The 23,098-nt window shown below is 53.6% G+C and carries 24 protein-coding genes and 1 tRNA gene; 19 read left to right on the top strand and 6 right to left on the bottom strand.

Annotated elements, in window-relative coordinates:
- Positions 1-442: rRNA adenine N-6-methyltransferase family protein (locus E6072_RS07660; protein WP_399335630.1), on the top strand; the 442-nt coding region annotated here is incomplete at its 5' end.
- A gap of 70 nt (positions 443-512) precedes the next feature.
- On the opposite strand, the gene E6072_RS07665 is transcribed toward E6072_RS07660, so the two are convergent.
- From E6072_RS07665 to E6072_RS07675, 3 genes are all read right to left on the bottom strand, one after another.
- Positions 513-866 (bottom strand): type IIL restriction-modification enzyme MmeI, encoded by a 354-nt coding sequence (locus tag E6072_RS07665; protein ID WP_016423158.1) that lies wholly within the window; start codon positions 864-866, stop codon positions 513-515.
- Between the two features lie 672 nt (positions 867-1,538).
- Positions 1,539-1,781, bottom strand: coding sequence for a hypothetical protein (locus tag E6072_RS07670; protein WP_316694878.1), 243 nt, complete (start codon positions 1,779-1,781; stop codon positions 1,539-1,541).
- Between the two features lie 2 nt (positions 1,782-1,783).
- Entirely contained in the window at positions 1,784-2,029 is a 246-nt protein-coding gene (locus E6072_RS07675) for a ribbon-helix-helix domain-containing protein (RefSeq protein ID WP_288335782.1), read from the bottom strand.
- Between the two features lie 118 nt (positions 2,030-2,147).
- Between E6072_RS07675 and E6072_RS07680 the strand changes: the two genes are divergently transcribed.
- On the top strand, positions 2,148-2,429 hold the full coding sequence (locus E6072_RS07680; RefSeq protein WP_288291740.1) for a type II toxin-antitoxin system RelE/ParE family toxin: 282 nt from the start codon (positions 2,148-2,150) through the stop codon (positions 2,427-2,429).
- Entirely contained in the window at positions 2,416-2,718 is a 303-nt protein-coding gene (locus E6072_RS07685; protein WP_288291741.1) for a HigA family addiction module antitoxin, read from the top strand. Before E6072_RS07680 ends, E6072_RS07685 begins: the two co-directional genes overlap by 14 nt.
- Positions 2,719-2,782: 64 nt before the next feature.
- Here the strand turns inward: E6072_RS07685 and E6072_RS07690 are convergent, their stop codons facing one another.
- Entirely contained in the window at positions 2,783-3,070 is a 288-nt protein-coding gene (locus tag E6072_RS07690) for a YciI family protein (protein WP_288291742.1), read from the bottom strand.
- 122 nt (positions 3,071-3,192) lie between these two features.
- On the opposite strand from E6072_RS07690, the gene xerD reads away from it, so the two are divergent.
- The 8 genes from xerD to der all read left to right on the top strand — a co-directional run bounded on the left by xerD (position 3,193) and on the right by der (position 11,311).
- On the top strand, positions 3,193-4,146 hold the full coding sequence (xerD, locus tag E6072_RS07695) for a site-specific tyrosine recombinase XerD (protein ID WP_288291743.1): 954 nt from the start codon (positions 3,193-3,195) through the stop codon (positions 4,144-4,146).
- 518 nt (positions 4,147-4,664) lie between these two features.
- Positions 4,665-5,501 carry a ParA family protein gene (locus E6072_RS07700; protein WP_101930077.1) on the top strand — a complete coding sequence of 279 codons (837 nt, stop codon included), beginning with the start codon at positions 4,665-4,667 and terminating at the stop codon, positions 5,499-5,501.
- Positions 5,488-6,369: a ScpA family protein gene (locus E6072_RS07705; protein ID WP_316694883.1), complete on the top strand. Its 882-nt coding sequence runs from the start codon at positions 5,488-5,490 to the stop codon at positions 6,367-6,369. Before E6072_RS07700 ends, E6072_RS07705 begins: the two co-directional genes overlap by 14 nt.
- Positions 6,362-6,934: an SMC-Scp complex subunit ScpB gene (gene scpB / locus E6072_RS07710; RefSeq protein WP_288291745.1), complete on the top strand. Its 573-nt coding sequence runs from the start codon at positions 6,362-6,364 to the stop codon at positions 6,932-6,934. The genes E6072_RS07705 and scpB overlap by 8 nt, the downstream gene beginning before the upstream one ends.
- Positions 6,935-7,110: 176 nt before the next feature.
- Positions 7,111-7,860, top strand: a complete 750-nt coding sequence (locus tag E6072_RS07715; protein WP_316694959.1) for a pseudouridine synthase — start codon at positions 7,111-7,113, stop codon at positions 7,858-7,860.
- A gap of 18 nt (positions 7,861-7,878) precedes the next feature.
- Positions 7,879-9,000, top strand: coding sequence for a prephenate dehydrogenase (locus E6072_RS07720; RefSeq protein WP_399335669.1), 1,122 nt, complete (start codon positions 7,879-7,881; stop codon positions 8,998-9,000).
- A 122-nt stretch (positions 9,001-9,122) separates the two neighbouring features.
- On the top strand, positions 9,123-9,833 hold the full coding sequence (gene cmk / locus E6072_RS07725; protein WP_316694886.1) for a (d)CMP kinase: 711 nt from the start codon (positions 9,123-9,125) through the stop codon (positions 9,831-9,833).
- 41 nt (positions 9,834-9,874) lie between these two features.
- Complete coding sequence (gene der, locus E6072_RS07730) at positions 9,875-11,311, top strand: ribosome biogenesis GTPase Der (protein WP_316694887.1); 1,437 nt, start codon at positions 9,875-9,877, stop codon at positions 11,309-11,311.
- A gap of 239 nt (positions 11,312-11,550) precedes the next feature.
- Here the strand turns inward: der and E6072_RS07735 are convergent.
- Positions 11,551-11,636 (bottom strand) — tRNA-Leu (locus E6072_RS07735).
- 49 nt (positions 11,637-11,685) lie between these two features.
- Here E6072_RS07735 and E6072_RS07740 point away from each other — a divergent pair.
- The 8 genes from E6072_RS07740 (at position 11,686) to tgt (ending at position 22,069) form a co-directional block, all read left to right on the top strand.
- Positions 11,686-12,294: a response regulator gene (locus tag E6072_RS07740; RefSeq protein ID WP_316694888.1), complete on the top strand. Its 609-nt coding sequence runs from the start codon at positions 11,686-11,688 to the stop codon at positions 12,292-12,294.
- 78 nt (positions 12,295-12,372) lie between these two features.
- The gene (polA, locus tag E6072_RS07745) at positions 12,373-15,036 is read left to right on the top strand and encodes a DNA polymerase I (protein WP_316694890.1); all 2,664 of its coding nucleotides are present in this window, start codon (positions 12,373-12,375) and stop codon (positions 15,034-15,036) included.
- Positions 15,037-15,259: 223 nt separating this feature from the next.
- A complete protein-coding gene (gene rpsA, locus E6072_RS07750; protein WP_022865380.1) occupies positions 15,260-16,717 on the top strand; it encodes a 30S ribosomal protein S1 in 1,458 nt (485 codons plus the stop codon).
- 177 nt (positions 16,718-16,894) lie between these two features.
- Positions 16,895-17,386, top strand: a complete 492-nt coding sequence (locus E6072_RS07755) for a hypothetical protein (RefSeq protein WP_316694891.1) — start codon at positions 16,895-16,897, stop codon at positions 17,384-17,386.
- Positions 17,387-17,415: 29 nt separating this feature from the next.
- Positions 17,416-18,975 carry a hypothetical protein gene (locus tag E6072_RS07760; RefSeq protein ID WP_316694893.1) on the top strand — a complete coding sequence of 520 codons (1,560 nt, stop codon included), beginning with the start codon at positions 17,416-17,418 and terminating at the stop codon, positions 18,973-18,975.
- A 111-nt stretch (positions 18,976-19,086) separates the two neighbouring features.
- Positions 19,087-19,749, top strand: a complete 663-nt coding sequence (gene coaE / locus E6072_RS07765) for a dephospho-CoA kinase (protein WP_316694895.1) — start codon at positions 19,087-19,089, stop codon at positions 19,747-19,749.
- A gap of 366 nt (positions 19,750-20,115) precedes the next feature.
- Positions 20,116-20,844 carry a queuosine precursor transporter gene (locus E6072_RS07770; protein WP_316694897.1) on the top strand — a complete coding sequence of 243 codons (729 nt, stop codon included), beginning with the start codon at positions 20,116-20,118 and terminating at the stop codon, positions 20,842-20,844.
- Positions 20,831-22,069 (top strand): tRNA guanosine(34) transglycosylase Tgt, encoded by a 1,239-nt coding sequence (gene tgt, locus E6072_RS07775; protein ID WP_316694899.1) that lies wholly within the window; start codon positions 20,831-20,833, stop codon positions 22,067-22,069. The genes E6072_RS07770 and tgt overlap by 14 nt, the downstream gene beginning before the upstream one ends.
- 36 nt (positions 22,070-22,105) lie before the next feature.
- Here the strand turns inward: tgt and gluQRS are convergent, their stop codons facing one another.
- Positions 22,106-23,059, bottom strand: coding sequence for a tRNA glutamyl-Q(34) synthetase GluQRS (gene gluQRS, locus E6072_RS07780; RefSeq protein WP_316694901.1), 954 nt, complete (start codon positions 23,057-23,059; stop codon positions 22,106-22,108).
- Positions 23,060-23,098: the final 39 nt, after the last annotated feature.

The following is a 23,098-nucleotide window of genomic DNA, read 5'->3' on the forward strand; positions in this document are numbered from 1 at the left end:
AGGTGCAAGCACGATGATGACAGCTCAGTGGTCCCCATGGTTCACGTTTCACCTTGGTTCCCGAGTACCAAGGTCTGCTTTCCGGCCACAGCCAAACGTTGACGGGGGGATCTTAGTGATCCGCCGGGTGGGTGACCCGAAGATCCCGATAGAGCAACGCAAAGCCTTTCAGGCGATGGTGCACACCGTTTTCACCGCCCGGGGACGCGGGATAGGGGAAATTCTCCGAAGGGCAGGGTTGTTTTCATCACGTTCAGAGACACAATCATGGTTGCGCTCGCGAGGAATCGACCCCGCAACCCTACCTCCCAGATTGCACACCAGCGACTGGATCGATCTCTTCCAGGTGACTGGTTCCTCTTCACCGCGCCATCGGCCCATTTCACAATCGGGAAGTAGTCAACGCCCTCCTCAACGGAAAAATCGAGGCCGGCGGCGGTAATCCCCCCACCACCAAAACCGAAATCCACCAGTAGTAGTGAACGACCCATGTTCGTCTACCGTGAGCCGCGTTATGGCAGTGACGTGTTCTCGTCGGGCACAGTCATAGTTCCCGGCGTTGCCAGCGACAGGGTTCTACACCCAGCAGCGGGACCGATCAAAATCACCCGCACGGGGAACGACCCTGCTGGTGGTTTCGATTTTGATGAAAGCGAGGAGACATAGCCCCTCGCCAACTCCCCGTAGCTGGCGAACAGTAGCTCCTGGCGCTGGCGCTCGTTGGTGAGTTTGCGTGCCACATCGAAAGCCTTATCGACTTCCCGGTCCAAGTTGTTGTGGGCCTTGAGCAGAATTGGGTCCATCGATAACGGGTTGTAGTGCTCCGCGAGTGACCGCTGGGGGTGCCGCTCGCGTGCCCGCAGCACCAACTGTCCAGCGTCGATGATTCGCTGCTGCGCCTTCTCATCTAGTTCACACAGAGCTGGTCCGCAGTTGTAGCTCCCGATGTACTCCGAAAAACGGAAAAAATAAATAGTGGGGATACATCAACCTTCCACTTTCCATTCTTCCGGCTCAGAGTATTGAGGGGTCTGGGACCGGGTCCGTAAACCCTTTATGTTTTTCGCGCACAGCGGTTTTTAGCGACGCACCCTATAGGTTTTCCGCAGAACCTATATGTGTTTCTGTGCACCCCCATATGTTGTCTGTTTCTAGCGGTATTTCGTTGTACTTTGCGCATCGAATAGTTATTTATCGACGACACTCCGTCGAATTCAAGTTTAACGTCTAGAGTCTGATGATTGATTTCTGTCCATTAGACGGGCATATAGATTCCTTTTGTCTACTTCGATCTTCGGGTTTTGCTGCACGTGGGGGAAATCGATTCTAGCTAGAAGGAGTTAAGCAGCGGTTTCTACCGTTGATTCTTGCTCAACGACCGCCGTTCACTTGGTTCGATTTAGGCAGAACCTCCAGGTAGTTCACCCGATGGGGGTATCTCGGCCACTTCTCTCTAATCGGACGCTTGATGTTCACGGAGGAGGGCGGGTTGTTGGATGGGAAAGAGGGACAAACGCGATGGAATTTATCCTTCGAGACTAATCGAGCAAGCTGCGGTACTGTCTGCGTGCCTTCATTGAGTGGATGATCGTTTCGGTGCCGTCATCCCAGATGAGAATAACGATTTCGAGCAGTCTCATCGAGCCGTCGAACCCGAGGCGCAATTCTCGCTGAGGGTGATCTTCGTCGAGTGGAGCCTTAAAAACGCAGCCTGATGTCGCCGCAGTGACTGAGTCTTCCGGATTGATGCCGTGTTTCGTGGCACTCCGACGTACATCCATTTCTAGATGGCATTCTTTAATACTTCGCGGATTGCCTGAGACCTTGACCATCCGTTGGCAGCCGCATACTTGTCGAGATTCGAGATCTCACTGGGAGAAAGCCGAATGGAGATAACCTTCGCAGCATCTTCGTTGCGAGGTTTCCTTCCTCTACGACGAAGCGTCTCTACGTCGTAGCCCTTTTCGGCTTCGGCTACCCATGCATCGATTTGCTCTTCGCAGACTGGTTGCCCGTTGATAGTTTTCATGTCCGTAATTGTAATACGAAATAAAGGTAGGGGCTAGGGGGAGGTTATTTCTTTCGAAAACCCGTTGAATTCAAATTTAACGTCTAGCGTTAATAACGGAGTGCGTTATACTGTTTAGATGATTCGATCGTTCGGGAACAAGGAAACGGAGCGGCTGTGGAATCGGCAGCCGGTACGTTCTCGTGGCCCGCGAATCCAGCTGACTGCGCTACGTAAACTACGTCAAGTTGGCGCTGCAGCTTGCCTAGAAGATTTGCGGGTTCCACCGGGAAATCGGTTAGAGGCTCTTAGAGGCGATCGGTCAGGACAATATAGCATCAGGATAAATGAACAGTGGAGGATATGTTTTGTATGGACGTCCTCCGGCCCCAAGGAGGTGGAGATTGTTGACTACCACTGAAAAGTTAGCCCCTATTCACCCCGGTGAAGTCCTCAGTGAAGACTTTCTTACTGAAATGGGGCTTAGCCAGAATAAACTAGCTGTCTCAATTGGGGTGCCGCCCCGGCGCATCAATGAAATTGTGCACGGCAAAAGAGGGATAAGTGCGGACACCGCCCTGCGTCTTTCACGCTTCTTTGGAACTTCTGCTGAGTTTTGGTTGAATCTGCAAACTCGCTACGAACTTGATCTTGCCAGTGACCGCTCGGGAGCTGAACTTGAACAGATAAAACCTCTGCAAGTGGCGTAGAGGGGCGGTGAGAGGGCACACCCTCAGCCTCTGCTAAATCCAGGCGTCGCTAACAGAGCTTTGACTAGGCGATTTCTCCGATGATTACGTTCCACTGGTGCACTTTGCGTTCGGTAATGAAACCGGCCAGGAAGAAGGGATCTTCAGCTAAAGCGGCGAGGGCGTCCTCGCCAGATTCGGCTTCCACTGCGATAAGCGCGCCCGGGTGGGGATCATCAACCCAAGATCCCACTAGTTTCACAATCCCTTGATCGTGCAGGCTGCGCAGATGCGCGCGGTGGTCAGGGCGCACCTCATCCATTTTTGCGGCGGCGGCAGGATCGTAAAAATATTCAATCGCGAATAAAGCCATAAAAGATCACTCCTAAAAATCAACGGTGCTTCTATTATCACCCTGGCGTGTCCCGGTGGGAAAAATAACTTTGCTACAGGTGGCAGTAAGGTAAAAACGAATGTGCCCTCTAAAATAACCCTATGGATGAAATCGAACAGGCGAGCGGGACATATCTAGATCACCTGGCGATTGAACGCGGACTATCAAATAACACTGTCGGCTCCTACCGGCGTGACTTGGCGCGTTACCACGAATATTTAGTCGGCGCCGGTGTTCATTCTCTAGCGGAAATCACCCCCGAAACTTTGCGGGCGTTCTTGCAGGCAGCCGCAGCCGGAGAAGACGGGAAAAACCCGTTGGCGGCCTCTTCTGTTGCGCGGTTAATGGCCTCTCTGCGCGGATTCCACGGCTTTATGTTAAACGAACGCTTGAGTAGCACTGACCCCACCGAAAGCCTAGAAAATCCCCGCCTGGCGCGACCGCTTCCCAAAGCACTCAGCATCACCCAGACTCGCGCCCTGCTGGAAGCCTTTAGCGGGGAAGACCCCGCTTCTTTGCGCTCGCGAGCACTGCTGGAGACCTTGTATGCGTCGGGAGCCCGGGTGAGTGAGGTGTGCGCCCTAGACGTGGATGATTTAGGAGTTTTAGCTGGTAGTGAGGTAGAGGAGTCGGAAGAAAACCCGATTACCCTAGTTACCGTAACCGGAAAAGGCAACAAGCAACGGCTAGTACCGCTAGGGGAATACGCGGTCCAGGCATTAGATGCCTATCTGGTACGCGCCCGCCCACAGCTTGCGCAAAAAGGCCGGGGTAGTTCCGCGCTGTTCTTGAATCTGCGGGGAGGACGGCTATCGCGGCAAAGCGCCTGGAATATTATTCGCGAGGCCGCGGAAAAAGCGGGGATAAAAACACCGGTTTCTCCCCACAGCCTGCGGCATTCCTTCGCCACCCATATGTTAGAGGGCGGAGCGGACGTTAGGGTAGTGCAAGAGCTGCTCGGTCACGTGAATGTAACTACCACCCAGATCTATACCAAGGTCACTGCGACTTTGTTGCGTGAGGTGTATCAAGAGACCCATCCGCGTGCTCGGTGAGTGTGAAGAGGTTTCGCGTGGTGATGCAGGGGAGTGCCTTGCGTGGGGGCTCAGATTTTTCCCATGGGCAGGGTAGTGCGGGGAAAATATTTTTCCTCCTGCCCAAAGTCTGCGAAAATACTGACGTATTTTCGCAGACTTTATGCCCACCGCACCTACTCGGATAAAATATTTTCCCCGCACAGGAGGTCACCGCAGCTACTCGGATAAAATCTGAGCCCCACGCACTAGAGCACCGCAGCTGGTCTGAAAAATATAATCTCCTCATTGTGTACCACTGCACGAATGAGGGCTTTATTCCACATTCCCGCCAGTTAGTTTAGGTAACTGGGGATTCATGACTACTTTCAAATCTCTATCTAGGTGGTTACTGTCGCCTGTGTTTTTTATATGCCAGTAGCAAGATGCAGATTTTACGATACCGAGCGAGGATAAAAGGCTACGGGAACGCCGCTTGGTAACATTTTTTCTCAGGTTGTCATATCGTTATAAGGGTGAGCGATATTCAACCAGGTTTGATGCCCCCGCCAACCCCGAAAGATGCGGAGTTTCCCGCGCCTGCGCCCCTAAAGTCTCATGGGCCCGCGCGGATTATTGCCATGTGCAACCAAAAAGGCGGGGTTGGTAAGACTACTACCACCATTAACTTGGCTGCTTCTTTGGCAGAGTATGGGCGCAAGGTGCTGATTGTAGATTTTGATCCCCAAGGTGCCGCGACTGCCGGACTGGGGGTAAACGGCAACGACCTGGACGCCACTATCTACAATGTGCTCCTGGATCGCAACGTTAATGTGGAGCAGGTTATTCATCCCACTGCGATCGAGGGTATGGATCTGGTGCCGGCCAATATCGATCTTTCCGCTGCCGAGATTCAAATGGTTAACGAGGTCGCCCGGGAAATGGCGCTCGCCCGCGCCCTCCACCCGGTTAGCGAAAAGTATGATGTGATTTTGATTGATTGCCAGCCGTCCCTGGGGTTGCTGACGGTGAATGCTCTGACTGCGGCGCACGGGGTAATGATCCCCATGGAAACCGAGTTTTTCGCCCTGCGCGGGGTAGCACTGCTGGTAGAAACCATTGAAAAAGTCCGTGACCGTCTCAATCCTAAACTGAAGATAGACGGGATTTTGGCGACTATGGTCGATACCCGCACCCTACATTCGCGAGAAGTAATGGAGCGCCTGCAAGAGGCATTCGGAGATCGGGTCTATCAGACGGTTATTCGCCGGACTGTAAAGTTCCCGGACGCCTCGGTAGCTACCGAACCGATCACTACTTTTGCGCCTTCCCATCCAGGAGCGGCAGCTTACCGGCAGTTGGCGCGCGAGGTTATTGCTCGTGGTGACGCCGCCTAACTCGCCGGCTACTGCGACTAATCTCCAAGCAGTAAATGAGGAAGGGGCAACGCTGTTTCCTCCTCAGCTAGGCGGAAAAACCGACCCGGAAAAAGTTCCCCCTTTTGAACTGGAACTAGAAGTATTTTCCGGGCCGCTAGATTTGCTGCTCACCTTGATCATCAAAAACAAACTCGATATTACCGAGGTGGCATTAGCGCAGGTAACCGATGATTTTATAGCCTATATGCAGGCGTTTCCGGATTTATCGCAAGCCTCCCAATTCCTAGAGATCGCGGCTACCTTGCTTAACATCAAGGCCAGTCAGCTGCTGCCCGGAGAAGAAACCGAGGAACTAGATCCCGAATATTTAGAGGTACGCGACCTGCTATTTTCTCGACTTTTGCAGTACCGCGCCTATAAGGAAGTCGCAGATTATTTACGCGTGCGCATCGGGGAAGGTGGAGCCTACTATCCGCGGGAAGTACCCCTGCCCGCCAAGTTCGCTCGCCTCTTGCCGCCGCTACGAGTGGATTTCACCCCCGAAGATTTAGCCCGCGCCGCCGCGGAGGCTTTTACCCGCCGTCCTCCTCAAGTTTCCCTGTCCCATCTACACCTGCCGCAAGCCTCCCTGGCAGAGCAAACCCAAATCGTGGTTGCCGAGTTAAAACGAAGTGGCAAAGCTAGCTTTAGCCAGCTGACCCGGTCTGCCAAAAACGCTACCGAAAGAGTCACCCGCTTCTTAGCTTTACTGGAACTCTACCGACATCGCTGCGTGGAATTTACCCAAGAAAGCGCACTGGAAGAACTTTATGTGACCTTAGATAGCAAGGAAATCCCAGACTTTAACAACTTTATTTTTGACGAATATGGAGCCACCGATGACTAACTCCGCCGATGAACAGCTACTGGCCGGCCTTGAGGCAATTTTGATTGTAGCCAGTGAGCCATTAAGCCCCGAGGAACTCGCGCCGCGCCTTAAAAGCAACCCCCAACAGGTAAAGGTAGCTTTAGAGCAATTGCGTGCCGAATATGCAGGCGAAACCGCTCGTCCTCACGGATTCGTATTACGCAACGTGGCGGGAGGGTGGCGGATCTATTCTGCCCCCGCGCAAGAAGAAGTAGTCTCCGATTTTCTCACCCAAGGGGGAACCTCCCATCTGTCCAACCCCGCTTTAGAAACCCTAGCCGTAATCGCTTACCGCCAGCCGGTCTCCCGCTCGGTAATCTCCAGTATTCGGGGAGTAAGTGTAGATGGGGTAGTACGTACCCTGTTAGCGCACGATTTAATTCGAGAAGTTGAGCGGGCAGATTCGGGGGCGATTCTTTACGGCACCACTACCAGTTTCTTAGAACGAATGGGGCTAGCCAGCCTGGATGAACTCCCGCCGCTGGCTCCGCATCTGCCGGGCAGTGAAGAACTAGACGAGTTAGAGGCCCGGCTCAAAGAATAATTTGGCGCCGCGATAGGATGAGGGCAGTTAAGAAATAAAACCCAATAGGAGAAGCCAAGTTGACTGATCTTAGTTCCTATCAGGAAAGCGATGAGGGTACCGACCGGCAGGGGCGGCCAGCTGACAAGATTCCCTTAGCCCCGATGCCTCCCCGGCGTCAAGACCCGCAGGTGCCGATGGCCAAACCGCAAGCAACTACCAAAAGCGGTAAAGAAGAACGACTGCAAAAAGTCTTGGCGGGTGCCGGGGTAGCATCCCGGCGTGCCTGTGAAAAACTGATCGTTTCCGGGCGGGTGAAAGTCAATGGCAAAGTGGTGCGCGAGCTAGGCAGCAAAGTTGATCCCGATCAGGTGATGTTGCATGTAGATGGGCAGCTAGTGATGATCGATGATTCCCGAGTCACGATCGCTCTCAATAAGCCCACCGGGGTGGAATCTTCCCTCCGTGGTGCCCCCCACGACCTCACCCAATTTTTGACCGACTACCGGGAACGACTGTTCCATGTGGGCAGGTTAGACGTGGATACTTCTGGGCTCTTGCTGCTAACTAACGATGGGGAACTGGCTAACCGCCTCACCCATCCCTCCTGGGAGGTGCCGAAAACTTATTTAGCGACTGTGAAAGGCAAATTTACCGGCAAGACTGCCCAGGAGCTGCGCTCCGGAATCATGCTGGAGGACGGGTTTGCGCAGGCTGACCGGGTATCAATAAAAGGTACTCACGGGGGGCTCACCTTGGTGGAAATTGAGCTGCATCTGGGACGAAACCGGATTGTGCGTCGCATGTTAGAGGAGGTAGGAGCCCCGGTGATGGAATTATCGCGGATTGCGCATGGCACCGTGAAACTGGGGACTTTGCCCCTGGGAGCAACCCGTCGCCTCTCAAAACCTGAGCTAAGCGTACTGATGCAAAGCGTCGGCCTTTAGGGTGAAGCTATGGCAAATATGCAATCGCCGCTTTCAGATAGCCAAGTAGGTACCACCGGGCCAGTATTGATTATTGGAGCGGGCCTGCTAGGAGCATCCCTGGGGATGCGCCTGAGCAAAATGGGAGTCCAAGTTTTTTTACGGGATATTTATCCGGTAGTTAGTGCCCTGGCCTGCGATATGGGAGCCGGTAGCAACTGGGAGAAAAACTCCCCCGAACCCGCGCTAGTAGTGGTAGCCACGCCCCCTGATGTGGCTGCCGACCAGGTAATCGCCGCGCTCAAAGAGTTCCCGAGTGCCCTAGTTACCGATGTGGCTTCGGTAAAAAGCGTGATTTTAGAGGAAGTTGCGCAGGCCGGGGCGGATCTGACCCGCTACGTGGGATCGCATCCTATGGCGGGCAGAGAGCGTTCCGGGACGGCGTTTGCCCGCGAAGACCTGTTCGAATCCCGCCCTTGGGTGATAGTTCCCAACCAGAAAACTGCGGCGGGGGCAGTTTTAGCGATGCGCAGCCTCGCTTTAGATGTAGGTTCCCTGCCGCTGCAACTGGATGCGGAAACTCATGACCAATCGGTGGCGCTAGTTTCCCATGTTCCCCAATTGGTATCTTCCCTCTTAGCCGCGCAACTCGCGAAAGCGATGCCGGAATCCCTAGGACTAGCGGGGCAAGGGCTGCGGGATACCACCCGGATTGCTTCTTCCGATCCCGCCCTGTGGGCAGCAATCATTGCAGGTAACGCTGATCATGTAGCTAAAGTATTGCGGGGATTTGCTGATGATATGCAGCAAGTTTTGCAAGCCCTAGAACATCCCGGAGCCAATATCCCATCCCCCAGCTTGGTAGGAGCCGTAACCTTAGCGATGCGACAAGGCAACTTAGGTGTGGCGCGTATCCCCGGCAAACACGGGGGAGCACCCCGACGCTACCAGGAAGTAATGGTTAAAGTGCCAGACGAGGCCGGTACCTTAGGCAGACTTTTCCAGGCGGTAGGAGAGACCGGTATCAATATTGAAGATTTGGAACTGGAGCACTCCCCAGGAGCGGCCTTCGGGATAGCCCGGTTGTCAATTGAACCTAACTCCGCGGCCTCGCTGGCGGAAAAACTGGAGATAAAAGGCTGGGAAATCGTGGCTTCTTAGTTTATTCGCTTTAGATATTAGCGAGGAAGCTATCCTAAACGGCTATAAATGGCATAGTATCGAAGGGTAGGGGACGCATTCGCGCGTTCCAGTAATAATGCTTTCAGAAGGGTTATAACGCTATGTCAGGTGACGGTTCGCAGTACGTTAGCCAGCAGATTCTTGGAGCCGGCTTGGTAATCGCAATTGATGGCCCCAGCGGGGCAGGCAAATCTACCATCGCGCGCCTATCTGCTGCGGAGCTAGGCACTAACTTTTTAAACACTGGCGCCATGTATCGCGCCCTCACCTGGTACGCGTTGCAGCAAGGAACAGATTTAAACGATCCGGCGGCGCTGACTATGCTGGCCGGTTCAATTCCGATGCAGGTAGAAGCGGTTGCCCATGCCCCGCGTGTCCTAATTGAGGGGCGTGATGTGACTCGTTTCCTGCACGGGGAGGAAGTAAATAGCGCTGTCTCCCAGGTTAGCGCGGTTCCCGGGGTGCGTGAACAGATGATTGCCCGCCAGCGGCAAATCATCCAAGCCGCCCAAGCATCCGGGCGGGGAATCGTAGCCGAAGGGCGCGATATTACTACCGTGGTGGCTCCGGATGCAGACGTTAAAATCTTGCTCACTGCCTCTCCCGAGGTGCGCGAGCAGCGCCGCGCCCAGCAGCCAGGAGCAGGTAGCGATGCAGTTGCCGCCCGTGACCTGGCCGACTCCCAAGTAAACAACTTCACGACTCCTGCTCCCGGGGTTGAACTGCTAGATTCTTCCGACCTGGATGAACAAGAAACTATGGAAGCGGTAGTGGAAATGGTCGGCCGGACTTTCCGGGCGCGTCAAGGATAAGGTTTCGCCAAAGCCACCTGGCCTCGCCTAAACTAAAAGGCGTGAGTGAAGACTTAAACCCCGCGGATTCTGCGAATCTGCTCAGTGAAATTGAGCTACAGGATGACGATCTGGAGCTACTTGAGGGCGACGCTACCTCTGCGCAAATGCCGGACAGCGGCGCCCTGCCGGTACTTGCGGTTATCGGGCGCCCAAACGTAGGTAAATCCACCCTGGTTAACCGAATTTTAGGGCGGCGCGCGGCCGTTGTACAAGACCAGCCGGGAGTAACCCGCGATCGGGTACGTTACCAAGCGCAGTGGGCAGGTAAAGATTTCCAATTGCTGGACACTGGTGGCTGGGAGCTGGGCGTAAAGGGTTTGGATCAGATGGTGGCGGCGCAAGCCGAAGCCTCGATCCAGCTTGCCGATGCGGTGCTATTTGTGACCGATGCCCAAGTGGGAGCCACCGAAACCGATATGCAGATTGCTCGGATTTTGCAGCGCTGCAATAAACCGGTGATTTTAGTAGCCAATAAGGTTGATTCCGAGCGGGTGGAAGCCGATGCGGCCGCGCTGTGGTCATTGGGGTTGGGAGAACCCTTCCCGCTGTCTGCCCTCCATGGGCGGGGCAGTGGTGATCTGTTGGATAAAGCGATTGGAATGCTGCCGGAAGAATCCCAGTATTCGCGGACGCTTCCGGAGGGCAGCCCGGGGCGCGTGGCGCTGATTGGTCGCCCTAATGTGGGTAAATCTTCGCTGCTTAACGCGCTTGCCGGTTCTCAGCGAGTAGTGGTCAACGAACTGGCAGGTACTACTCGTGATCCGGTAGATGAAGTAATCGAGATCGCTGGGGTTCCCTGGACATTCGTGGATACCGCCGGGATTCGCCGCCGGATGCTGAAGAGTCGGGGGGCTGACTTTTATGCTTCCTTGCGCACCCAGGCAGCGATTGAGGAAGCCGATGTGGCGATGGTGTTACTCGATGCCTCCCAGCCCTTGGCCAGCGCGGATATTAGGATCATTGAAGATGTTATTTCTGCGGGCAGAGCCCTGGTACTGGTAAACAATAAATGGGATTTGCTGGATGAGGAACGTCGCCACGATTTAGAACGCGAATGGGATTTGCAACTGTCCCACGTGGATTGGGCGCCCCGGATTAACCTTTCGGCGAAAACCGCCTGGCATACTAACCGCATCCAGGGGGCTTTAGCCCAGGCACTTGCAGGTTGGAATACCCGGATTACCACCAGTGAACTTAATACTTTCCTGGGGCGGTTGGTTGCTGAACATCCGCACCCGGTTAGGGGAGGAAAACAGCCGCGGATCATGTTCGCTACCCAGGTTTCGGCAGCTCCTCCCCGGTTTGTACTCTTTACCACCGGGTTCCTAGATCCGTCCTACCGCCGTTTTATCGAACATCGCCTGCGCGAAGAGTACGGTTTTATCGGCAGTCCCATCCAAATATCGGTACGGGTACGCGAACGCCGCAAGCGTTAGCAAGTGGGGCAGTAGGGTGCTGCAGGCCGTAAAAAGGCAAGGATGTCCTCGTGAGCATAGTTACTAAGAAAAATAGTTCCCATCCGGGAGGAATCTGTCTTAGTGAGGATTTTCATAAGTAACTTTTTTAGGGTGGATCCGGCGCAAAACCTAAAAGTAGCGCAGCCTTCCGGGGGAGAGATAATAGCTTAAAAACGAGCGGTGAAAACCCCGATACCTGGGGGTTACTCCCTGATCAGTACCTCGAGTGGGACTCGAACCCACATGTCCGGTGAAGGACGGCGGATTTTGAATCCGCTGCGTCTACCAATTCCGCCATCGAGGCTTTTTTGTAACGCTGTAAAGCGCGACGGGTTTCAGTCTAATATAGACACGTGGCAACTTCGAAATCTAACACCAAGAAAAATCAGACTGCTTCTCGTAAAGTGCTGGTAGCCGAGGATGAAACCCTGATCCGCCTGGATATTGTGGAAACTCTCACGGATGCCGGTTACGAAGTAGTAGCCGAGGCCGGAGATGGGGAAGCTGCCTATCAGGCAGCGATAGAAAACCATCCTGACCTGTGCGTAATGGATGTGAAGATGCCTAAAATGGACGGAATTACGGCTGCGGAAAAGATTATGAAAGAAATCTCTTGCGCAGTAGTGATGCTCACCGCATTTTCGCAAAAAGAATTGGTGGAACGGGCGCGAGATGCTGGTGCCATGGCCTATGTGGTTAAACCTTTCACTCCCGCTGAACTCTTGCCCGCGATCGAAATCGCGCTTTCACGACATGCAGAGATCCAATCGTTGGAAGGTGAAGTAGCTGACTTACAGGATCGTTTCGAGACTCGCAAAGTGGTGGATCGGGCTAAAGGGCTACTGATGGAAAACATGGAAATGAGTGAGCCGGATGCCTTCCGTTGGATCCAGACCACCTCCATGAATCGGCGCCTAACGATGCGAGAAGTCGCTGAAGCAGTGGTAGAACAGATCGGGTAAAACCGGTTTAAACAGCAGTTATAGCCCGCTGCTGTGGGGATAAGACCTTTCCTCTAGGATAGCTAATAGGAGGAAAACATGGCCGACAAGAAAACCCTGCTAGTAGTTGATGGGCATTCCGCAGCTTTTCGCGCGTTCTACGCCCTCGATCCCGCAAATTTTTGTACCCAAGAGGGGCAATACACTAACGCGGTGTTCGGGTTCTTGCGGATGCTAGTAAAAATGTTGCAGGATGAGCAACCCGACTATTTAGCGGTGGCTTTTGACGTTTCTCGCCATTCTTTCCGCACCGATCAATACCCTGAATACAAAGCCGGACGTAAACCTACTCCGCCCGAGTTTGCTGGACAAGTTGAACTCATCAAAGAGGCGCTAGCTCACCTGGGGGTCACCACTTTAGAACAAGAAAATATCGAGGCCGACGATATTTTAGCTACCCTAGCGAGCCGCGGCAGGGCCGCCGGGATCCGGGTACTGGTTGCTAGTGGGGATCGCGACACTTTCCAGTTATCAAACGAGCAAGTTACAGTGCTCTATCCTTCTCGCTCGATCACCGACCTCAAACGGATGACTCCCCAAGCGATTGAAGAAAAATATGGGGTGCCGCCACACCGTTATCCCGAGATTGCCGCCTTGGTGGGAGAAAAAGCCGATAATCTGCCCGGGGTTCCAGGAGTAGGCGAGAAAACCGCTGCTTCCTGGATTAATAAATATGACGGGTTAACTGGAGTAATCGCCCACGCCGCCGATATTGGTGGAAAACGTGGGGAAGACCTGCGCGCTCACCTAGAGGAGGTTAAACGCAACCGGAAACTGAATGCACTGCTGACTGATCTGGATTTAGGGGTTGAGGTTCCAGAACTCACCTTTGGGAAAGCTGATGCGGCAAAGCTAGAAAAACTGCTCGACAAATTGGAGATTGGGGAGGGTACCCGTCAGGCTCTAGCTAGTATTCCCGCATTCGCCCTCGGAGCAAAGCCTGAGGCAAAACGCCCAGAAGTCAAACTTATTTCCCCGGACAAAACAGCCGCCTGGATAAAGGAGGTGACAGGTCCGGTAGGGGTAGTAGTTGAGGGAATTACTACCCCCGGAAGTGGGGAAGCCACCCAGGTTACTTTGGCCAGTAACAATGAAGCTGCCAGTATTAGCTTGATAGAAGGAGACGTAGAAACCGTAGCGGCGCTGCGCCAGTGGCTACATAATCCTCAAGGCAGTGTTTTCCATAACTGGAAGAGCGCCTGGCACGCCCTCAAGGGGGCAGGAATCACGCTAGGTTTACCTGGCTGGGATAGTGAAATTGGTGGTTATCTGCTGGATCCTTCCGCCCGCTCCTATGATATTGAGGTTTTAAGCGGCAAGCTCTTGGGACGAGCTTTGGTGCTGGAAGAAAAAGAAGCCAGCGGACAGACCGCACTGGATTTTTCGGGTGTTTCTAACACTAAGACGGCGCAGATTGCGGCGGCGTTGCCTGAGATTGCCAGTGCAGAGCAAGGCCGGTTAGCTACTGGAGGCGCCGAACATTTATGGCTAGAGATGGAACGGCCGGTCGCTAAGATTCTTGCCCAGATGGAAGATACTGGGATCGCGGTCTCAGACCAGGTTTTAGGGGATCTCGAGAATGATTTAAGACGGCAAACCGAGGACGCTAAGCAGGCGGCTAGGAGCGAAGTAGATCGGCCACAGCTGAATCTATCCAGCCCCAAACAGTTACAAGAAGTTTTATTTGATCAGCTAGGGATGCCGAAAACGAAAAAAACTCGCACCGGATACACCACGAATGCGGATGCCCTGGAGTGGCTGTTTAGTAAAACCCAGCATCCATTCTTGCAGTATTTGCTGGCGCACCGGGATTCGATAAAACTTTTGCAGACCGTGGAAGGATTACAAAAGGCAGTTCATGATGATGGGCGGATCCACACCACCTTTAAGCAGACGGTGGCTGCTACCGGCCGGCTTTCCTCTGCCGATCCGAACTTGCAAAATATCCCGGTACGCTCCGAAACCGGGCAACGTATTCGGGAAGCCTTCGTTTGCGGATCCGGTTTTGAAAACTTGATGAGCGTGGATTATTCCCAGATTGAGATGCGGGTAATGGCGCATATGTCGGGGGATGAAGATCTGATCGCCGCCATTAAAACCGGTGAAGATCTACACCGCACTATGGCCGCCATGGTTTTCGAGATTCCATCCGAGCAAGTCGATGACCAGATGCGTTCGAAGGTAAAAGCTACTTCCTATGGTTTGGCTTACGGCTTGTCGGCATACGGTCTGGCCAATCAGTTGCGGATTGGCCAGAAGGAAGCCGAAAAGCTGATGGAAAGTTATTTTCAGCGTTTCGGCAAAGTTCGCGACTATTTGCAGCAAATCGTGGAGGAGGCGCGCGAGCGGGGTTATACCGAAACTATGCAGGGGCGGCGCCGGCAACTCCCCGATCTTAGAAGCTCCAATCACACTTTACGGCGCATGGCGGAGCGGGCAGCCCTTAATGCCCCCATTCAGGGAACGGCTGCAGATTTGATGAAGCAGGCCATGATCCGGGTAGATCAGGAACTGAAGGAACAAAAGTTGGCTTCTCGGGTGTTACTGCAGATTCACGACGAATTAATCCTGGAAGTAGCCACGGGGGAGGAAACGCAGCTGCGCGCCCTGGTAGAGGAAGCAATGTGTCATGCTGCGGAGCTCGCAGTACCCCTGGTAGTCGGGATTGGCGTGGGCACTAACTGGCGGAGCGCTGCCCATTAGCTAGATCTTTTTTGCGGCAGGGGTGGGCAATACCGGCGAACTGCCCCTCGCCCTCGCTCTAGTGACACTGTGTTATCGCATACATTTTGCCAAAATAGCCTCCGTAAGCGGTCTTTCGGCTGGAGTTGGACGGGTTTTTGCTGATAGGCTCGACAAGGTTTCTCTTGTGAGGAACCAAATTGTCCATATTGTCTATTAAGTCCGTTTTGGAGAAATTATCTCTATGACCACCTCTACTGAGCAGCTGGATCAAGTTGCCGTAAACGATATCGGTTCACAAGAAGAACTACTTGCTGCAATCGATAAAACTATTAAGTACTTTGGCGATGGCGACATCGTTACCGGTACTGTCGTGCGGGTCGACCGCGATGAAGTCCTCCTCGATATTGGTTACAAAACCGAGGGCGTTATCCTCTCCCGCGAGCTATCCATCAAACATGATGTGAGTCCCGAAGACGTTGTCCAGGTGGGCGACGAAATCGAAGCCCTGGTATTGCAGAAGGAAGACAAGGAGGGGCGCTTACTGCTTTCGAAGAAGCGTGCCCAATACGAGCGTGCCTGGGGCGACGTCCAGAAGGTCAAGGAAGCCGATGGCGTGGTCACCGGTACCGTGATCGAGGTGGTCAAGGGCGGTCTGATTTTGGATATCGGTCTGCGTGGTTTCTTGCCGGCTTCTCTGGTTGAGATGCGCCGGGTGCGTGACCTCGCTCCCTATATCGGTCGTGAGCTCGAAGCTAAGATTATTGAACTGGATGAGAACCGCAATAACGTGGTGCTTTCCCGTCGTGCCTGGTTGGAGCAAACCCAAGCGGAGGTACGCACCCAGTTCTTGGATACCTTACAAAAGGGTCAGATCCGTTCCGGCGTGGTTTCCTCCATCGTCAACTTTGGTGCCTTCGTGGACCTGGGCGGAGTAGACGGCCTGGTGCACGTATCCGAACTGTCCTGGAAGCATATTGATCACCCCTCCGAAGTGGTGGAAGTTGGCCAGGAAGTTTCGGTCGAAGTACTGGATGTGGATATGGATCGCGAACGGGTTTCGCTGTCCTTGAAGGCCACCCAGGAAGATCCTTGGCAGACGTTCGCCCGTACCCACGCTATCGGTCAAGTGGTGCCGGGCAAGGTAACCAAGCTGGTTCCCTTCGGCGCTTTTGTACGGGTCGAGGACGGAATCGAAGGTTTGGTACATATCTCTGAACTGGCGCAGCGTCACGTAGAGGTACCGGAGCAGGTCGTTAAAGTTGGCGAAGAAGTATTCGTTAAGGTTATCGACATTGATCTGGATCGTCGCCGGATTTCGCTGTCGCTTAAGCAGGCGAACGAGGGCGTTGATCCCAACACTACCGAGTTTGATCCTTCGCTGTATGGCATGACTGCTGAATACGATGAAGAGGGCAACTACAAGTACCCCGAAGGCTTCGATCCGGAAACCAATGAATGGATGGAAGGCTACGAGGCGCAGCGGGAAGCTTGGGAAGAAGAATACGCCCAGGCAGAAGCCCGTTGGAAGGCACACAAGGAGCAGGTGGCTAAGGCTCTGGAAGCCGACACTGAAGCCGCCGCTACTCGTCCGGATCCCGCCGAGAACGCTAGCTACTCCACCGAGAGTGAAGACTCGGCCGGTACTCTGGCTTCCGATGAAGCCCTAGCTGCTCTCCGCGAGAAGCTAACTGGCGAATAAACAGTTAATCGCAGTTCTACCTAGGAGCTGTGACGCTTAACTTTCAGGGTGGGCAGAAGCAGAAATGCTTCTGCCCACCCTGTTTTATTTCTAAAGGCAGAGCCTTGAAATGTGGATATTTGCTCTGATTTTTCTATCTGGCGCTTTCCGGGGATTAATGCCTGATAGCGTGAAGCTATGAAGCAGATGCCGGGCAGCGATAATGCGGACAAAAAAACTAGCTCCTTTCAGCCGGGTGCCCAACAATCTAGCCCTTATGGCTCGCCCGGCAAGATTCTGCCTGCTGGGAAGCCGGCAGCGCATGCTCCCTATCCTTATCTCCAGCCCCACCAGGGCGGGGGTGCTGCCTATCCGCAGCCGGCAGCCCCGCCTGCGCCAGTACCGGCAGAATTTCCTGCGGGGTATCAGCCCCCGGTGGCGGGACATGTCCCTAATCTGGCGGGCTCTGTTAACGCTAACTTGCCAGAACGCAGTAATCCGACCTTTACGAGATTACCGGTCGCGCTGTTAATCATCGGGATTGTTATCGCCACTGCCTATCTAGGGTTCTTGCTGTTGGTACTGGTAAAACCGGAGATTTTGGCGTTGCCTGCTGTGTTTTCACTGCCGGTTTCGACAATCGCTGACGCGGGTCAGCTGCTTGGTAGCAGCCCTATAGGGCTGTGGTAAATATCGGGTTATGAGTTAGGTAGATGACGATGTTAGCTTCCCCAGCTTCCAGTAACGCCGGTAATAAAGGCAGCTTGGTGCTGCGTCTGCTGGCGGTGCTGGTTACCTTGGTGCTGGTAGATTTGGTGTTGACCGTCTACGTGTTTGTGCTTTCCGATGGTAGCGGCAAACTGGGTGCGGGAGCAGCCAAGGAAAAAGCACCCACTGTTTCCACGGTGATTGAAGTACATAAACAGATAAAAACTGACTCTTTTACTCCCTATGTAGCTGCTGAATCCAGTCCGGCGGTGATGGTTAAAGAGAGCCTAGATATCTGGCTAATTTTTATTACGAGTGAAGGGGCTAGTGCTCAGCCACTATCTGGGGACGGGAAAGCTAAAGGGGAACCTTTTAGTTTGCCTGCCTGCGATAATGGGCTGGCGCAACCCTATGAGGCATTCGGGGGACAGATAGTTTGTAAGGGCGCGCTAGGGGAGAAGTATAAGCCGGCCTCGGATGCTGGCGCGAAAACTGGCGAGTGCACGGGGGAGGCAATCTACCAAGACAGTCAGGTTACGGTCTGCGCTGAGCCTAACGCAAAGCAGGCTAAAACGGTGCGCTATCTGCAAAAAGGTAAGACTATCTGGGAAACTGGTCTGCCGGGGCAACCGGCCATAGCCGCCAATAGTAAATCCATTTGGGCAACTCGCCTAACCGATAAGCAGGGCAAAATCAGTTACCAAAGATTTGATGTACCCGGGGCGCCTGATTCCGGTGCCCAAAAGCCTGCCGGCTGGGATGCGATTAAGAAGGTGGATTTTAACAATATTGATATAACTAATGCTTCGGGTGAGCCGCGAAAACTCACGGATGGCAGGTTCAAGTCTTCTTCAGACCCAGGCCGGGATATAGGCCTAGCCGTTGGTATCAGGCAGAACGACAAGGTCTATGCCGATATCAATGGTGATGGCTACCTGGATTTCGCCCAGGTTCTCTATTTGCAAACTGCTGGAGGAGAGATACCGGAAAGAGACGAGGGAGAACGTACTTTTCAAGGGCGAGTCGAACAGATACTGGTGTGGATTTGGGATCCCCAAAGTCAAAAGCCAAAGTTGATGGATTCGAAACTAATTCCTCCTAGCTATGGCCCTTTATGTGGAGGTGGTGATCATTCCGAGGCACTATTTGCTGTGGATTTGTCCGCAGCAGAGGGATATGGACTTGATGCTAAATACTTATTTAGTGAAATCGGGTGGAGCGACATGGTCTCCTCTGGTGCTAGCGATGTTCTTTTGACTGCCGTCACTCGGACTGAGCAGGCACAATATCGAGTTATTGCTAATGATGTAGTTAGATACCAAGATGGAATCTACTCAGCAGTGGTGCCCCCAGAAGGCTGCATTAACCCGATTGATTCCGATGATGACCCAGCAACGCTACCCGATCTGTTTCCTTTTCGTAATGCTCAAGCCTCACTGTCTTTTTCTGCCCAAGATCCTAAATACCGGGGATACTATTGGTTTGCAGTATGGGAAGATTCTCAAGGAAATATCCTTTGGTACGCGCTTGATGAGTCCAAAGAAAACTACGTGCTGGGCTGGTCAAAGTAAACGAGGTTATCGCCGGGAACTAGGTACTAATATCTTCTGGCCTCCATTGCTCGGGTATAGACAGAAAATTTTAGCTTGGGTGGAAGCAGTCCAGATAGATAGGCTGGCATCGTGAGTGAACTATTGATTTACCGTAACCCGGATCGAGGAGCCCGCTGGGCAGCGGCCTCGCCCACAAACGCCCTCTCCGTGGCGGTAACTGGAGGTATCGGTTCCGGTAAATCCACCGCGGTACAAACCTTGAAAGCGCTAGGGGCTAAGACTTGCAGCGCCGATGAACTGGCAGGGCAGGCATTGGTCGATTTAGCGCCCGATATTGCCCGCGCTTTTGATCATCCCGAGTGGGAAAGTGGCGTTGACCGCCGCGCCCTCGCCGCGATCGTGTTTAATAATCCCGAGGCTCGCCGCCTCCTAGAATCGATAACTCACCCCTATATTGCGTTTCTTTCCGACCGTTTCTTCGCGTCCCTAACCCCCGGAGACATCGGTATTTACGATATTCCGTTGCTGGCCGAAAACCCGAACGCGCGTGCTTTTGACGTGATCGTGGCAGTCAGCGCGCCCCTCAAACAGCGTTACCAGCGACTGCTGCAGCGATCCGGCTTAGAACCGGAACAAGTTGACGCCCGGATCGCCGCCCAAGCCAGTGAAGAACAACGCCGCGCCATTGCCAACTTTGAGCTGGTAAATGATAGTACCCGCGAAGATTTGCGGCGCACTATCGCCTCGGAGTTATGGCCGGAGCTGCGCCGCCTGGCCGATGGCGAAAACTAGGTAAGCACTGCCATTCACGTAGGAAATAGTTTTTGCGTTTTTTCAGGCTCGGCGCGGGCAGAGGTTTTTCCTCCCGCCCAAAAACTCGAAAAAGCCACCGGCATTTTTCGAGTTTTGCGCCCGCCTAGCCGACTCGGATAAAACCTCTGCCCGCGCCACTTGGTACCTGCGCAGGTAGTAAATATTCTTTGGTTCCCCTGGTGATAGGTATGGGCAGGAGGAAAAACCCTTGTCCGTGTGGCTGACTATCTACTCGACACAATACAATTATCTCCAGGCAGCATAAAAACAAGAACCTACAGTTGCGGTCGGGGGCTAACTGGACGAGTACCCCGGGGAGACTGCTAGATTAGGCAGGTGACAACTATGGCGAAATCTGAAGAATCTCTATCTCCGCAACCCCGCGACCTCGAAAAAAATGCTTCCACAGCAGCAAATGCCGCGATCTTTGCCCGCACGCCGCGCGGCCTTTTCGATATTTGCGTTATTTTCTTCGTGGCGTTCCTACTAATAGCCAATATTTGTGCCACTAAAGCGATTCAGATCGGGCCGATTGTTTTTGATGGGGGAGCTATTTTATTTCCCCTAACTTATGTTTTAGGTGACGTGATTAGTGAAGTCTGGGGACTAAAGGCGGCTAAACGCGCTATCCTCATGGGCTTCGTGATTTCCGTAATGGCCTCGCTGACTTTTTGGGTAGTGGGAATGCTCCCGCCGGAAGCCTCCTACCAAAATAACGAGGCATTCCAAAGCGTGCTCGGGTTTGTACCCCGCATCGTAATCGCCTCGATGGCCGGTTACGTGTTTGGCAACTGGCTTAATGCCTATGTGCTGGTCAAAATCAAAGAGCGCTGGGGCGAGAACAATCTTTGGGTGCGCCTAGTGACCTCCACCTTGGCGGGAGAACTGGTTGATTCCATTATTTTTTGTACTATCGCGTTTGGGGGAATCATGAGTTTCTCCCAGTTGCTGATCTATATTTTCCTCGGCGGATACCTGTATAAATGCGCGGTAGAAATCCTTTGTCTGCCCTTTACGTATCTGGTGATTGCCCGGGTAAAGAAACACGAAAGGTACGGCCTTGACGTTCACTAAAATTGCGGAGCTGCCCGGCAGGCGAGGACGAGCCGGCATTATTCATACCCCGCACGGCGATATCCCCACCCCGGCATTTATCCCGGTGGGTACCAAAGCGACGGTGAAAACGGTGCTGCCCGAGACTATGAAAGAGCTGGGTGCCGCCGCGATTCTATCGAACGCCTATCACCTCTATTTGCAACCCGGGCCGGAAGTTATTGACCAGGCAGGCGGGCTCGCTCGCTTTATGAACTGGAATGGTCCTACTTTTACTGACTCGGGCGGATTCCAGGTGCTCTCGCTAGGGTCGGGATACAAGAAAGTGCTCTCTGGAGAGTTCACCGGTTCGGGACGCGCCGATCATACGGTGGCAGCAAAAAAAGAGCGCCATGCGCATGTAGATGAGGAGGGCGTGACCTTCCGTTCCCACCTGGATGGTTCTCGGCATCGCTTTACTCCCGAAGTTTCGATGCAGATCCAGCACCAGCTGGGCGCCGATATTATGATGGCCTTCGATGAGCTCACTACTTTACTGAATTCACGCGAATACCAAGTGGAATCCCTAGAGCGTACCCGGCGCTGGGCGGAGCGTTGCCTGGCAGAACATGAGCGTCTCACCGTTGAGCGCGCCGATAAGCCCTATCAAATGCTGTATGGGGTTATCCAAGGGGCGCAATATGAAGATTTGCGACGTAAAGCCTCCCGCGATTTATCTGCGATGGAAGTGGCAGGGCGCAGCTTCGATGGTTTTGGAATCGGGGGCGCGTTCGAAAAAGAAAACTTGGCCACTATCGTGGATTGGGTTTGTGAAGAGCTTCCGGAGGAAAAACCCCGTCACCTGTTAGGTCTAAGTGAACCGGACGATATTTTTGCCGGGGTAGAGGCTGGGGCGGACACCTTTGATTGTGTAAATCCCTCTCGGATAGGACGCAACGGCGGTCTTTACGGACGTTATGGGCGCTTTAATCTGACCCGCTCCGAATTTAAACGCGATTTTCAGGCTCCAGTTGCCGGTTGTAACTGTTACACCTGCCAGAACTATTCCATTGCGTACCTACATCACCTGTTTAAAGCCAAAGAAATGTTGGGTTTTACCCTGGCAACCATCCACAACGAATACTTCACCGTCCAGCTGGTGCGGGGGATTAGACAATCAATTATTGAGGGCGAGTATCCGGCATATAAACAGCGCGTCCTCGGTGACTTTTATGGGGGGCAGCCGCTGCGTTCCCACTGGGGATAGTAGGCAGGGTAATACCTCTGTTCTATTTTTGCGTAGCTAAGGTTGCGCACTAAGTGGGACGGGCGCGGTAAATCGCCAATCCTCGCGGCTCATATGGTCTAAGTCAAAGTGCGCTAGGAACTCCTTAACAGTATTGGCAGGCGGGAACCCTAGGGAGGTCGCGAACATCCAGATCACTTGCGCGCTTTCTATCCCGCACTCTCGCAGCTGTTCTAAAGTGACGGCTCCATCGCGTTTCGCCAGGCGCTGACCCTTATCATTGAGCACTAAGGGAACATGCACCCATGTGGGCGGGGTGGATCCTAATAGCTGGTGCAGGTAGTTTTGCCGGGCAACCGAAGAAAGTAAATCCCTCCCGCGGCACACCTGGTTTACCCCTTGATAGGCGTCGTCAACCACGCAAACGAAGTTATAAGAAAACACTCCATCCGAGCGGCGCAACACGAAATCATCTACTATCCCGGTTTGCTGCCCATAAACCGCGTCAGTAAAGGTCAAAGTTTGCTCATTAGTGCGCAGGCGAAACGCTGGGCCGCGTCCTCTTGCCGCCAATTCTTCCCTTTTCCACGCACGCTCGGTGGGGGTGAGGTCGCGACAATGCCCGGGGTAGGCTCCGGGAGGAGTATGCGGGGCAGAAGCTATCTGTGATAACTCTCGGCGCGAACAGTAACATTCATAAACCATTCCCTCGGCTTCAAGCTGCGCAAACGCCTCCTCGTAGCGGCTGTGGCACTTTGACTGCACCAAAGGTTCCCCATCCCAATCAATCCCGAGAGTCGCTAAATCTGCCAGTTGCAGGCCGCGGAAAGGCCCCCGGGAGCGGGCATCTAAATCCTCAAAACGCAGCACAAAACGCCCGCCGCTTTGCCGAGCTAGCGCCCACCCGATCAGGGCGGTACGCAGATTCCCCAAATGCAAAGCGCCAGTCGGGCTAGGCGCATAACGACCAACGAGCGTGAAACTGCCCTCCGCTAGTAGGGTAAGTAGCAACCCTTACATTTTAATCGCAATGGCCTCGTAGGTAGAATA

Source organism: Varibaculum cambriense (assembly GCF_032557235.1).
Lineage (GTDB): Bacteria > Actinomycetota > Actinomycetes > Actinomycetales > Actinomycetaceae > Varibaculum > Varibaculum cambriense_C.

Bases quoted from the DNA above. Each gene is read 5' to 3' on its own strand.
- E6072_RS07670 (WP_316694878.1), bottom strand. From the start codon at position 1,781: ATGGATGTACGTCGGAGTGCCACGAAACACGGCATCAATCCGGAAGAC.
- E6072_RS07680 (WP_288291740.1), top strand. From the start codon at position 2,148: ATGATTCGATCGTTCGGGAACAAGGAAACGGAGCGGCTGTGGAATCGG.
- E6072_RS07675 (WP_288335782.1), bottom strand. From the start codon at position 2,029: ATGAAAACTATCAACGGGCAACCAGTCTGCGAAGAGCAAATCGATGCA.
- E6072_RS07760 (WP_316694893.1), top strand. From the start codon at position 17,416: ATGTTAGCTTCCCCAGCTTCCAGTAACGCCGGTAATAAAGGCAGCTTG.
- E6072_RS07770 (WP_316694897.1), top strand. From the start codon at position 20,116: ATGGCGAAATCTGAAGAATCTCTATCTCCGCAACCCCGCGACCTCGAA.
- cmk (WP_316694886.1), top strand. From the start codon at position 9,123: ATGTCAGGTGACGGTTCGCAGTACGTTAGCCAGCAGATTCTTGGAGCC.
- E6072_RS07715 (WP_316694959.1), top strand. From the start codon at position 7,111: ATGGCCAAACCGCAAGCAACTACCAAAAGCGGTAAAGAAGAACGACTG.
- rpsA (WP_022865380.1), top strand. From the start codon at position 15,260: ATGACCACCTCTACTGAGCAGCTGGATCAAGTTGCCGTAAACGATATC.
- polA (WP_316694890.1), top strand. From the start codon at position 12,373: ATGGCCGACAAGAAAACCCTGCTAGTAGTTGATGGGCATTCCGCAGCT.
- E6072_RS07690 (WP_288291742.1), bottom strand. From the start codon at position 3,070: ATGGCTTTATTCGCGATTGAATATTTTTACGATCCTGCCGCCGCCGCA.
- E6072_RS07755 (WP_316694891.1), top strand. From the start codon at position 16,895: ATGAAGCAGATGCCGGGCAGCGATAATGCGGACAAAAAAACTAGCTCC.
- scpB (WP_288291745.1), top strand. From the start codon at position 6,362: ATGACTAACTCCGCCGATGAACAGCTACTGGCCGGCCTTGAGGCAATT.
- xerD (WP_288291743.1), top strand. From the start codon at position 3,193: ATGGATGAAATCGAACAGGCGAGCGGGACATATCTAGATCACCTGGCG.
- E6072_RS07720 (WP_399335669.1), top strand. From the start codon at position 7,879: ATGCAATCGCCGCTTTCAGATAGCCAAGTAGGTACCACCGGGCCAGTA.
- E6072_RS07700 (WP_101930077.1), top strand. From the start codon at position 4,665: ATGCCCCCGCCAACCCCGAAAGATGCGGAGTTTCCCGCGCCTGCGCCC.